This is a genomic window from Geminicoccus roseus DSM 18922 (assembly GCF_000427665.1).
Lineage (GTDB): Bacteria > Pseudomonadota > Alphaproteobacteria > Geminicoccales > Geminicoccaceae > Geminicoccus > Geminicoccus roseus.
This window is the reverse complement of sequence record NZ_KE386572.1, coordinates 5,133,400-5,145,309: the sequence shown is the minus strand read 5'-3', so window position 1 is coordinate 5,145,309 and position 11,910 is coordinate 5,133,400. Positions and strand designations below refer to the sequence as shown.

The following is an 11,910-nucleotide window of genomic DNA, read 5'->3' as shown; positions in this document are numbered from 1 at the left end:
CCTCCGGGCGATCCCAAGGATAGCGGGAGATGAGGAAGGCAGTCTGGCTGGGCGCCGTTGAAAGCCGTCTTCACCCATAAGATCGCGTCGATCTACGACGACCTGCCGGAGGAGCGGTACCACTTCCCGTCGACCTATCTGCGCACGGTCGAGCAGGCGGTCGGCGACTTCATCGTCTACTATGAGCCACGCCGCGAAGGCACCGGGGACAGGGCCTATCGAGGCCGGCAGGCCTATGTCGCGACCGCTCGGGTCCAGGATGTCCGTGCCGATCCGGCCAGGCCCGGCCATTTCTACGCCGCTATCTCCAACTACTTGGCATTCGATCGTCCGGTGCCCTTCCGGGACGGCGTCCACTACTACGAGAGCTTCCTGGTCCGCGACGACGGGCAGACCAGCAAGGGCGCGTTCGGCCGGGCGGTGCGGAGCCTGCCGGACCGCGAGTACGAGACGATCGTCCAGGCCGGTTTCGCGGCGGAATTGCTTCCGGCCGGAGAGGTGTCGTCGGCCGAGGCCGGTCTTGGCGAAGCTCCCGCCCTGTTCCGGCGGCCCATCGTCGAGCGGCTGGTGAGCCGGCCGTTCCGGGAGGCGGCGTTCGCGAAGTCGGTCCAGGCCGCCTATCGGCAGACCTGCGCGTTCACCGGCCTGCGGATCGTCAATGGCGGCGGCCGGACCGAGGCGCAGGCTGTCCATATCCGGCCGGTCGCCGCCGATGGTCCTGATTCGGTGCGCAACGGCCTAGTGCTAAGCGGAACCGTCCATTGGATGTTCGACCGGGGCCTCCTGTCGATCGGCCCGGATGGATCGATCCTGCGCGCCAGCCGCGGTATTCCCGACGATGCGCTGCGCCTGTTCCGGCCGGACGGCCGGGTGGCGATGCCGGCGGATCCCCGACTCCGGCCGCACCCGGTGTTCCTCGACTACCACCGGCAATGCGTCTTCAAGGGCTGAGTGCGCCAAGAGGCTGACCGGGCTCTGGGAGATCAGCCGGGGGCGGCATGCACCCGGACCGGCGGCAGCTCGCCCGCATAGCGCTCGACCTCGACCATGGCGAGCTGGCCGGTGCAGCCCTGCGCCAGGCTGGAGGTGCCGACGTCGCGGGTGACCATGTTCGGATTGCCGTGGATGCAGACGGTGCCGTGCGGCTCCAGCGGGTGCGGGGCATACCAGGCGCCGGTGGCGACCTGCACCACGCCTGGCCGGATGTCCTCGGACAGCACCGCACCGGCCAGGAAGGCGCCCTGGTCGTTGCGGACCAGGACCGGGTCGCCGGAACGGATCCCGCGGGGTGCGGCGTCGTCGGGATGGATGCGCAGGGGCTCGCGGCCGGCAACCTTGGTAGCCTGGCTGGCCGCGCCGAAGTCGAGCTGGCTGTGCAGGCGGCTGGCCGGCTGGTTGGCGACCAACTGCAGCGGCGCCTTGGAGCTGTCGGCGGCGCCGAGCCAAGCCGACGGAGCCAGCCAGACCGGGTGGCCCGGGCAGTCGCTCAGGCCGAACGAGGCGATGGTCTCCGAGAACAGCTCGATCCGGCCGCTGGGGGTGGGCAGCGGCGACGCGGCGGGATCGGCGCGGAAGCGGGCGATCGGGCCGGGCTCGTGGATCTCAGGCAGGACCAGTTCGCCGCGCTGCCAGAAGGTGGCGAAATCGAGCGCCTCGTCGCCCCGTTCCGCCAGCGCCTGCCGGGTCGGCTCGAAGATCCGCTCGAGCCAGGCTTGAGCGTCCAGGCCCTCGGTGAAGGCTTCCCGGCAGCCGACCCGGCCGGACAGGGCGGAAAAGATCGCATAGTCGTCGCGGGCCTCCGCGAACGGCTCGACCAGCCGGTGCATCGCGTGGAGGCGCGGCTCGTTGTTGGCGGCCGCCATGTCGTCGCGCTCCAGGGTGACGGTGGCGGGCAGCACGATGTCGGCATGGCTGGCGGTGGCGGTCCAGACCTGTTCGTGGACCACGACCGTTTCCGGCCGGCCGAAGGCGCGGGAAAGCCGGCGCAGGTCCTGGTGGTGATGGAACGGGTTGCCGCCGACCCAGTAGACCAGCCGGATGTCCGGATAGGTCCGCTCCTGGCCGTTGTAGCGGTAGGGCTCGCCCGGATGCAGCAGCATGTCGGCGATGCGCGCCACCGGAATGAAGTCGGGGTGCGGGTTCCTGCCCTGCGGGAAGACCGGCAGCGGTACTGCGAGCGGCCGCTTGCCGATGTTCCCGGCAGAGGCCAGGCCGCAGCAGAACCCGCCGCCCGGCAGGCCGATCTGGCCCAGCAGGGCGGCCAGCGCCAGGCCTGCCCAGACCGGCTGCTCGCCATGCTCGGCCCGCTGCAGGGCGAAGTTCACCGTCACCAGCGTCCGGCCGGCGGCCATCCGGCGGGCCAGCGTGCGGATCATGTCGGCCGGGACCGAGGAGATCGCGGCGGCCCACTCCGGCGTCTTCGCGATCCCGTCGCTGCTGCCGAGCACATAGGCGGCCCAGCGGGCATAGCCGACGCAATGGCTGGCCAGGAACGCGCGGTCGTGCCGCTCCTCGCTGATCAGCGTATGGGCCAGGGCCAGCATCACCGCCACGTCGGTGCCGGGCACGATCGGCTGCCAGTCGCCGCGGGCGGCTTGCGGAAGATCGTCGCGGATCGGGCTGAAATAGACGATGCCCGCCCCGCGGTCCGCGGCGGCAGCCAGCGCCTGGGCGGCGATGTGCATGGAGCTGCCGCCGCTGCTGACGGCGGTGTTGCGCACCGGCAGGCCGCCGAACGCCACCACCAGGTCGGTGTCGGCGGCGATGCCCGGCCAGAAGGGCTGGTTGCGGCTGAGCGTGGTGTTGGTGCCGATGACGTGGGGGAGGATCACCTCCGCGGCGGCAGCGCTGTAGGTGTTCACCGAGGCGACGTATCCGCCGGTGGCGAGGTTGAGGAAGCGGTGCAGCTGGCTCTGGGCGTGGTGGAAGCGGCCGGCACTGCTCCAGCCATAGGAGCCGCCGAAGATCGCGCCGGGCCCATGCCGGTCGCGCACCCGCACCAGTTCCGCCGCCAGCCGCTCCTCGACCTCCTGCCAGGGCAGCGCGACATACTCGTCCCGGCCGCGGCGCGGGTCCGGGCCCGGGCCGTTCTCCAGCCAGCCCCGGCGCACCAGCGGCCGGCCGATCCTGGCCGGATGGCGGGCGGCGGCTGGGATGTTGCCGAGCGCCAGGGAAGGGTTCGGATCGTCGGGATGCGGGGTGACGACCACCTTCCCGTCGTCGAGACCGGCGGTAAAGGGTCCCCAGTGGGAACTGTGCGGGACGGGGCGCTGAACCGACATCGAGGGCATCTTCTTCGTGGCTGTACCTCGATATGATCGCTGATCCGGCCAGATGGTGCCACCGGAACCCGGCGCTGCCTGGACGACTTTCCACCCAACAAGGGTCAAGGAGCGGGACAGCCGGCATGATGGGACACAGGATCGTCTCCCGGGCGCTGCTCGGAATGCTGGCTGGCCTCGGCCTCGCCGCCTGCGCCAGCGGTCCGTCCGGCAACGACAGCGTGCCTGAGCCGGCCAAGGCCGTGGACCTGGAGCGCTATCTCGGCCGCTGGTACGAGCTGGCCCGCTACGAGAACCGCTTCGAGACCGGGTGCGAGGGCGTGACCGCCGACTACACGGTGCGTCCGGATGGCGGGATCGACGTGATCAACACCTGCCGCAAGGGCTCGCCCTCCGGCCCGGTCGAGACGGCGGAAGGCTATGCCGAGCCGGTCCCGGGCTCGGACGGGGCCAAGCTGGACGTCACCTTCTTCTGGCCGTTCTACGGCGACTACTGGGTGCTCGACCGGGGCGAGGACTATGAGTGGGCGATCGTGGGCGAGCCGTCCGGCGAGTATCTGTGGATCCTGAGCCGCGACCCGGAGCCCGGGCAGGAGGTGCTGGAGCGCCACCTGCAGCGGGCAAAGGAGCTGGGCTACGACCTGGACCTGATCAAGATCGTCGAGCAGCCGCCGGCCGGCGGCGCGTGAGCCCGCGCCGCTCGGGTTCGTTCGTGTAAACGGCCCGCCGGCAACCGGGATCAGGCGGCCTGGACCGCCTCCTCGGGAACGTCGGGTCCCAGGTCCGGCACGGCGCCGGTCCAGCGTTCGACCTCCACCAGGCAGCTTTGCGCCGAGGGGGCCTGGCCCAGCCGGGAGGTGCCCTTGTCCAGGCTCAGCACGTTGGCGTTGCCGCGCAGGTCCAGGCCGAACGGTTCCTTCGGGTCGTACCAGGCACCGGTCGCGAGCTGGACAACGCCCGGGATCAGGTCGTCGGTCACGATCACCCCGGCCAGCACCTGGCCGCGATCGTTCCAGATCCGGACGATATCGCCATCGACGAGACCGCGCGCGCCGGCATCCACCGGCGACAAGCGGACCGGCTCTCGGCCCTGGATCTTGCTCCGCCGGCTGGCACCCCCGCCATCCATCTGCGAGTGCAGCCGCCCGGCCGGCTGCGGCGAGAGGAGGTGCAGCGGGAAGGTGGCGGCCCTGGGGCTGCCGGCCCATTCCGCCGGCGGGATCCAGGCCGGGTGGCCGGGGCAGTCCTCGTAGCCGAAGCCGGCGACGCGTTCGGAATAGAGCTCGATCCGGCCGGATGGCGTCTTCAAGGGCCGGCCTGCGGGATCGGCGCGGAAGTCGGCGAACAGCACGAACGGCGCGTCGTCGACCGGCAGCCTGGCATGGCCGTCCGCCCAGAACCGGTCGAAGTCCGGCAGCTCGTTGCTGCCGCGGCCACGGGCGCGCTCGTAGAGATGGCGCAGCCACGCCATCTCGTCGCGGCCCTCGGTGAAGGCCTGGGCGATGCCGGTCCGCTCCGCAAGGCCAGTGAAGATCTCGAAGTCGGAGCGGGCTTCGCCCACCGGCTCGATCGCCTGGCGCATCGCGATCAGGAAGTCGTCCTGGCGGGAGGCGGCGATGTCGTTGCGCTCGAGCGTGGTGGTGGCCGGCAGCACGATGTCGGCATGCCGGGCGGTGGCGGTCCAGAAGCCCTCGTTGACCACCACGGTCTCGGGCTGCCGGAAGGCGCGCACCAGCCGGTTCAGATCCTGGTGGTGGTGGAACGGATTGCCGCCGCACCAGTAGACCAGCCGGATGTCCGGATAGATGCGGGTCTTGCCGTCATAGTCGTAGCTCTGGCCCGGCTGCAGCAGCATGTCGGCGATGCGCGCCAGGGGGATCCAGCTGTCGACCGGGTTGATGCCCTGGGCATGGGTGGGCAGGCCGCCCTTCGGGCGCTTCTCGCCGTTGCCGCCCATGGCGGCATAGCCGAAGCCGAACCCGCCGCCCGGGAGGCCGATCTGGCCGAGCATCGCCGCCAGCGCCACCGCGGCCCAGTAGGGCTGCTCGCCATGGTCGGCGCGCTGCAGGCCCCAGGCGAGGTTGATCATGGTCCGCGCTCCCGCCATCCGGCGGGCCAGCGCCCGGATCGTCCCGGGCGCCACACCAGTGATCGGCGACGCCCATTCCGGGCACTTCGGCGTGCCGTCGGTTTCACCGCGCAGATAGGCGGCGAAGCGCTCGAAGCCGGCGCAGCAGCGGTCGAGGAAGCCGCGGTCGTGCAGGTCCTCGGCCAGGAGGCTGTGGCACAGCGCCAGGATCAGGGCGGTGTCGGTGTTCGGGCGGAGCGGGACCCAGTCCGCGTCCAGCCAGGCCGGCATGTCGGCGCGCGAGGGGCCGATATTGACGAAGGCGGTGCCGTTGGCCTTGCAGCGGCGAACCCAGGTCTCGGTGGTGTGGTGGCCGATGCCGCCGGGCTCGACCTGGGCGTTCTTCAGCGCCAGGCCGCCAAAGCCCACGAACAGCTCGGTGTGGGCCGCGATCCCGTCCCAGCTCGACATAGGACCTGCCACCGGGGCGAGGGTGCCGACCACGTGGGGCAGCAGCGTGATCGCCGCGGCATAGCTGTAGTTCTGGATGCTGACCGTGGAGCCGCCGGACAGGTTCATGAACCGCTGCAGCTGGCTCTTGGCATGGTGGAAGCGCCCGGCCGACGACCAGCCATAGGAGCCGGAATAGACGGCGGCGTCGCCATGCTCGGCCCGCACCCGCCCCAGTTCCCCGGCCACCAGGTCCAGGGCCTGGTCCCAGGTGACCCGGACGAACGGGCCGGTGCCGCGGGTGGCACGGGAGGCGCCCCGGCGCTCCAGCCAGTCCTGGCGGACCATGGGATGGCGGACCCGCGCCGGGCCCTGCACGGTTTCCGGCATGTTGGAAAGAATCGGCGAGGGCGTGGGATCACCCTCGAAGGGTTCGGCCCGCACGAAGCGCCCGCTTTCGACGACCGCATAGAAGGTGCCCCAGTGCGCGGCATGAAGGAAACGGCCGTCGGTGGTCAACGCGGAAACTCCAGATCGGGACTGGCCTGAGCGGCAGGGTGGTCAGCTTGCGACCGCGCAATCTCGCAGCGTGGCCGGCAAGCGGCAAGACGCGACGCCTGCAGCCCGAAAAGGCGGGCGAGGGGCTTCGAAACATTAACAGACCCCGGAATTCACAGTGCCCGGTTCGGGATCAGGCTGCGGAGCGACTTCATCATCTTCTGGATGAGGAATCCTGGGGAAAACGACCTGAGCCATCGGCGAGTTCATCGGCCGGATGCATGAACGAAGGCGCTCGGGTTCCCTGCCGGAAATATGAAATGTGCGTCATGCAATCTAGATTTGGCGCGTAAGTTGTTCTCACAGCGAAAGTAAGCCACTACAGCCTCTATCCGGATGTTACGGAGTGGTGTGGTCAATTGTCTGATGGCGTGACGAAAGATTTACCGTCGCGCATTTTCTAGTCCGGCCTTCTTCGAGGCGCCGTACTGGCCGCTTGCTGCTTCGCATCGTTCACCGTGTTGGCGGTCCTGGGGGGGATCATGAGACGCTCCAAACGAGCGATGTTCGCTGTCGTCCTGACGCTGGCGATTTCGATGTCGACCTTCATCTCCACCAACGCGGCGCAGGCTGCGGTCAATCTCGGCAATGTCACGATCGACCAGTCCGGCTGGCGCTACAATCTGACGGTGATGCGCGAGCAGGCGAAGACCAGCTCGGCCAAGGCCAAGCAGTACGCCGACTATCTCAAGAAGCTGAAGGTCACCGACGAGTATATCGTGGCTTATGCCGCCGCGGTGGCCGCGAAGTTCGGCAAAGGCGGGAGCACCCAGCCGGCGAGCAGCAAGCCGGCCGGAACGACCGCCGCCTCCGCCTCGATCCTCAAGGGCGCCGTGATCGACAACAGCGGCTGGCGCTACAACATGACGGTCATGCGCGAGCAGGCGAAGACCAATCCGGCCAAGGCCGAGCAGTACGCCTACTATCTGAAGAAGAACAAGATCACCGACGCCTATGTGGTGGCCTATGCCGCCGCGGTCGCGGCGAAGTTCGGCGGCGGGTCCAAGTCGGAGCCCGAGACCGAGAAGCCCGTCGACAACACCAATAATGGCGGCAGCACCAATAATGGCGGCAGCACGCCCAACACGCCGTCGGTGCCGAACAACAACAATTCCGGCGGCAACTCCAGCGACTGGGTGATCTACAAGGGCTTCCGCTATCACAACATGCCGTCGTTCGCGAACTGCGGCATCAGCGAAGACCTCTACATGCTCTACGGCGACACCCTGTTCGGCAGCGGGTCGCAGGAAAAGCCCAACATCGCCCAGCTCAAGAACAAGGTCGTCCCGCTCCTGCTCAAGCGCAACCCGCGCTATGCGGTCATCGACATCGAGCACTGGGACACCATCAAGGAGATGGACAAGCTCATCACGGTGGTCCGGACGCTGAAGGAAGGCGTGCGTGCGGCGGGCAATACCCGGATCAAGTTCGGCTACTACATGCTGATCCCGGAGCGGAACTACCTGGCGCCCACCAGCAAGAGCTACCGCCCGGACCGCTGGCATACCTGGCTCGGCAACAACGAGAAGATCCGCCCGCTGGCGGCCGAAGTCGACGTCGTGTTCCCGTCGCTCTACACCTTCAAGACCGACCAGGCCGGCTGGCTGGAATATGCCCGCACCAACATCGCCGAAGCCCGGCAGTACGGAAAGCCGGTGATCGCGCTGCTCTGGCCGCAGTACCACAACACCGAGCCGAAGATCGGCTCGACCTATATCCCCGAGAGCTTCTGGAAGCTCCAGCTGGAGACCCTCCACAAGCTGACCGACGGCGCCATCATCTGGGGCTCGCGCGCGTCCGCCAGCCATTCCAGCGGCTGGGACAAGTGGAACAGCAACGCAGCCTGGTGGAAGGCCACCAAGGCGTTCGCCGACCAGAAGACCAAGATGTCGGTGACCAGCGCCTGCAAGGCCTGAACCGGCCGGTCACCTCCTGAGCATGCGCCGCGGCCGACCCGTCAGCCGCGGCGCATCGCCGTTCCAAGTTCGGTCACGATCACGTCCATCGGGATGTCGTGGTCGAGCGGCCGGATCGTCTCGATCCTTTGCAGTTCGTAGCCGACGCCGATCACCTTGGGCGCGCGGTTCAGCCGGGCCAGGGTCCGGTCGAAATAGCCGCCGCCATAGCCCAAGCGGAAGCAGGCCGCGTCGAATCCGACCAAGGGAGCGATCACGATGTCGGGCACGACCTCGGCGCCGTCCGCCGGCACCAGGATGTTCCAGATCCCGCGCTCCATCCGGTCGCCCTGCCGCCAGGCCCGGAACTGCAGCGGCGCTCTCTTCTCCACCACGACCGGCAGGGCGCATACCGCACCCTTCGCACTGGCCGCCTCCATCCAGAACCGCAGGTCCGGCTCGCCCCGGAACGGCCAGAACAGGCTGATCGTCCGGCCGGCCGGATCGCCGATTTCCGCGTCGAGGGCCCGGCCGATCGCCGCCGCGTGGCCCGCGCGGACCGAGGCCGGCACCGCCATGCGCGCCTCGATCAGGCGGGCGCGTTCCAGCTTGCGCCAGCTCATCACCTGACTGGGGTCGGCAGGCAGACCCATGTAGGCGGGATCCAGCTCGTGCATGGAGCAGGCCGGGGAGGCATAGCCACGGGGTTCGTCGTCCGGATCGCTCATCAAAATCACGCCAGTCGCTGGAGGGCGCGGACCACCATGGCCTCGCTGATCGGGATCGGCTCGAAATGGATGATCTCGGCGGCCCGGCAGGCCCGGGCGGCGACCTTCTCGAGCTTGGCCAGCGAGGCGTCGGCGATGCCGATCCCGCTCAGGCTGACCGGCAGGCGGACCCGCTGGAGAAAGGCGCGGACCCGCTCGAACTCTTCCATGTCCTCGTGCAGGAGCAGGCCCGCCAGGATGCCGATGGCGACCTTCTCGCCGTGGAGGTGATGGTGGACCTCGTCCAACTCGCACAGGCCATGGTGGATGGCATGGGCCGCAGCGACCCCGCCGGATTCGAAGCCGATCCCGCTGGCCAGGATGTTGGCCTCGACGATCCGCTCCAGCGCCGGCCCGGCTCGGTCGGCATCGCATTCGGCCAGCGCCGCCTCGGCGAACTCCCAGACCACGTCCCGGCAATAGGCGGCGATGGCGTGCGCCATCGGTACGCCGGGCGTGCCCATCATGTTGGGGGCACCGCTCCGGCGGCAGCTCTCCGCCTCGTACCAGGTGGCGAGCGCGTCGCCGATCCCCGCCGCCAGCATGCGCGCCGGCGCCTGGGCGATCACGTCGGTGTCGACCAGGACCAGGTCCGGGCTGCGCGGCAGGACCTGGTCGCGCAGGGTGGTGCCATCCGGCCGATAGACGATCGCCAGCGCGCTGCAGGGGGCATCGGAAGCGGCGATGGTCGGGACGACCACCACCGGCTGACCCAGCTCGTGCGCCACGACCTTGGCGGTATCCAGGACCTTGCCGCCGCCGATGCCGATCACCAGCCGGCTGCCCGCCGCCTGCGCCGCCTTGACCGCGGCGTCGATCTCCTCGGGCGAGCACTCGCCGCCATGGCGGCGCAGCACGAGTTCCACCGAGCCGGCGCAGGCCTCCTGGACACGCGGCGCCAGGCGGTCGAACACGCCGCCATCCAGCAGCGCCAGGGCCGAGCTGCCGTAGCCGCACGCTTCCTCGCCCAGCCGTGCCAGGGCCCCTGGTCCCTGCAGGTAGCGTCCGGGGAAGCGTGCGCTCTCGATCATCGGTAGGCTCTCCTCGTCGCGACGCGGCGGCAGCCACGGGTCGGGCCGCTCGGAGGTCGCGGACCTCCAGCCATAGAACGGCGGTCCTGCCGGGTCGATGCGGTCCTGCTATGCTCGGCTGATGGATGGGCTCGGCTCCGGATCGCCGAGCCATGTCTCCATGCGCTGGGGAAGATCGGATGGCCGTGAAACGCATCGTCGCCAACATCGCCTCGGATCGGCTGGAGGACGCCCGCTCCTTCTACGGCGATATCCTTGGCCTGCGCTTGGTGATGGACCATGGCTGGATCATGACGTTCGCCGGCGAGGGAAGTGCCCTGGCGCAGGTCTCCATCGCGAGCGAAGGCGGCTCGGGCACGCCGGTGCCGGATCTTTCGGTCGAGGTCGACGACCTGGACGAGGTTTATCGCCGGGTGCTGGCCCGGGGCCTGCCGGTGGCCTATGGCCCGGCGACCGAGCCCTGGGGCGTGCGGCGCTTCTATGTCCGTGACCCGTTCGGCCGGCTGGTGAACATCCTGGCCCATGTCTGAGCCGCCGGCCACCGGAGCCGGCGGAACAGGTACGGCTCAGACGACCAGGTAGCCGCCATCGACGGGCAGGACCGTGCCGGTGATGTAGGCGGCGGCGGGGGAGGCCAGGAACAGGACCGCGCCTGTCAGGTCGTCGGGCTTGCCCCAGCGCTTGAGCGCGGTGCGGTCGCGGATCGCGGCATAGCGCGCCTGGTCCTCCTGGATGCCGCCGGTGAGCGGGGTCTCGATCCAGCCGGGCGCGATCGCGTTCACCCGGATGCCGTCCGCGGCATAGGCGATCGCCAGGGATTTGGTGAGCTGCGCCACGCCGCCCTTCGACGCGGCATAGCCCGGCACCAGGCCACCGCCGAAGAAGCTCAGCATCGAGGCGGTGGTGACGATCGAGCCGCCGGACGCGGCCAGCAGCGGCCGGGCGGCGGCGCAGGCGCGCATCGTGCCGTTCAGGTTGATGTCGAGCACGTCGGCGAACACGTCCGGCTCCAGCTCGGCATGGCGGCGGATCACCCCGGCACAGGTCACCAGCACGTCGAGCCGCGGCAGGCTGCCGACCAGGGCCAGCACGGCGGCGTTGTCGCGCACGTCCAGGACCTGGCGCCTGGCACCCGGCAGGTCCGCTTCGGCGGCCTCGACCTCGGCGGGCAGGGCGCCCACCGCGGTGACGCTGGCGCCATGGGCGAGGAAGGCTTTCGCCACCGCCTTGCCGATCCCGGACGTGCCGCCGGTGATGAGGACATGGCGGCCCTGGAACAGGTCCGGGCGGAAGGCGGTGGACATCGGCTCAGGCCTTTGCGGGTGTGCGGGAGCGGTCGGGATCAGCGGATGAACTGGTCGAGATAATCGGCGCCCAGGCCGACCTCGCTGTAGTGCTTGCGGCACATGTCGATCTTCTTGAACACGTCCTCGAAGCCGACATGCTCGTCCTTGTCGTTCAGGTAGTACATGCAGCCGGTGATGTTGAAGAAGGTGATCATCTCCTCGGTATCCTCGGGCACCCAGAGCGTGTGGATCTCGCCCGGCGGCTCGAACACATAGGAGCCGGTTTCGGCGGTCCACTCGTGCTCCAGATACTTCCACCGGCCCTTGAGCACGAAGCCATGCACCGGGTTGGGGTGCAGGTGGCGGGACAGGATGCCGGACTTTCGCACCCGCAGGAGGTTGCACCACTGGCCGGCCAGCGTGTTGAGCATCAGGGGCCGGAACCAGACATCCGGCGCCTGCGGGACCCAGACCCGCTCGTCGTCGGGGATCGCCTTGACCGCGATCTCCGCCGGGGCCAGCGGATGGGTCGAGTTCTTCATGTCGGCGTAGAAGGCGCTCACGGCGGATCCTC

Annotated in this window: 10 protein-coding genes; 4 read left to right on the top strand and 6 right to left on the bottom strand. The window is 69.3% G+C overall.

Annotation, left to right across the window (positions count from 1 at the left end):
• Positions 1 to 57 precede the first annotated feature (57 nt).
• A complete protein-coding gene (locus tag GEMRO_RS0125115) occupies positions 58 to 951 on the top strand; it encodes an HNH endonuclease (RefSeq protein WP_027136219.1) in 894 nt (297 codons plus the stop codon).
• A gap of 32 nt (positions 952 to 983) precedes the next feature.
• On the opposite strand, the gene GEMRO_RS0125110 is transcribed toward GEMRO_RS0125115, so the two are convergent.
• On the bottom strand, positions 984 to 3,281 hold the full coding sequence (locus GEMRO_RS0125110; RefSeq protein WP_027136218.1) for a molybdopterin-dependent oxidoreductase: 2,298 nt from the start codon (positions 3,279 to 3,281) through the stop codon (positions 984 to 986).
• A 125-nt stretch (positions 3,282 to 3,406) separates the two neighbouring features.
• On the opposite strand from GEMRO_RS0125110, the gene GEMRO_RS0125105 reads away from it, so the two are divergent.
• Positions 3,407 to 3,970 (top strand): lipocalin family protein, encoded by a 564-nt coding sequence (locus tag GEMRO_RS0125105; RefSeq protein WP_157505739.1) that lies wholly within the window; start codon positions 3,407 to 3,409, stop codon positions 3,968 to 3,970.
• Positions 3,971 to 4,020: 50 nt separating this feature from the next.
• Here the strand turns inward: GEMRO_RS0125105 and GEMRO_RS31780 are convergent, their stop codons facing one another.
• Positions 4,021 to 6,318, bottom strand: a complete 2,298-nt coding sequence (locus GEMRO_RS31780; RefSeq protein WP_035485992.1) for a molybdopterin-dependent oxidoreductase — start codon at positions 6,316 to 6,318, stop codon at positions 4,021 to 4,023.
• 542 nt (positions 6,319 to 6,860) lie between these two features.
• Between GEMRO_RS31780 and GEMRO_RS0125095 the strand changes: the two genes are divergently transcribed.
• Positions 6,861 to 8,273, top strand: a complete 1,413-nt coding sequence (locus tag GEMRO_RS0125095) for a hypothetical protein (protein WP_027136216.1) — start codon at positions 6,861 to 6,863, stop codon at positions 8,271 to 8,273.
• A gap of 41 nt (positions 8,274 to 8,314) precedes the next feature.
• Here the strand turns inward: GEMRO_RS0125095 and GEMRO_RS0125090 are convergent, their stop codons facing one another.
• Both GEMRO_RS0125090 and GEMRO_RS0125085 read right to left on the bottom strand, forming a co-directional pair.
• The gene (locus tag GEMRO_RS0125090; protein ID WP_035488046.1) at positions 8,315 to 8,980 is read right to left on the bottom strand and encodes a 5-formyltetrahydrofolate cyclo-ligase; all 666 of its coding nucleotides are present in this window, start codon (positions 8,978 to 8,980) and stop codon (positions 8,315 to 8,317) included.
• A 5-nt stretch (positions 8,981 to 8,985) separates the two neighbouring features.
• Positions 8,986 to 10,050: a glycerol dehydrogenase gene (locus tag GEMRO_RS0125085; protein WP_027136214.1), complete on the bottom strand. Its 1,065-nt coding sequence runs from the start codon at positions 10,048 to 10,050 to the stop codon at positions 8,986 to 8,988.
• Positions 10,051 to 10,229: 179 nt separating this feature from the next.
• Here GEMRO_RS0125085 and GEMRO_RS0125080 point away from each other — a divergent pair, with 179 nt between their 5' ends.
• Positions 10,230 to 10,580 (top strand): VOC family protein, encoded by a 351-nt coding sequence (locus GEMRO_RS0125080; RefSeq protein WP_027136213.1) that lies wholly within the window; start codon positions 10,230 to 10,232, stop codon positions 10,578 to 10,580.
• Between the two features lie 36 nt (positions 10,581 to 10,616).
• On the opposite strand, the gene GEMRO_RS0125075 is transcribed toward GEMRO_RS0125080, so the two are convergent.
• Entirely contained in the window at positions 10,617 to 11,354 is a 738-nt protein-coding gene (locus GEMRO_RS0125075; protein ID WP_027136212.1) for an SDR family NAD(P)-dependent oxidoreductase, read from the bottom strand.
• Between the two features lie 38 nt (positions 11,355 to 11,392).
• Positions 11,393 to 11,878: a 2,4'-dihydroxyacetophenone dioxygenase family protein gene (locus GEMRO_RS0125070; RefSeq protein ID WP_027136211.1), complete on the bottom strand. Its 486-nt coding sequence runs from the start codon at positions 11,876 to 11,878 to the stop codon at positions 11,393 to 11,395.
• Positions 11,879 to 11,910 lie beyond the last annotated feature (32 nt).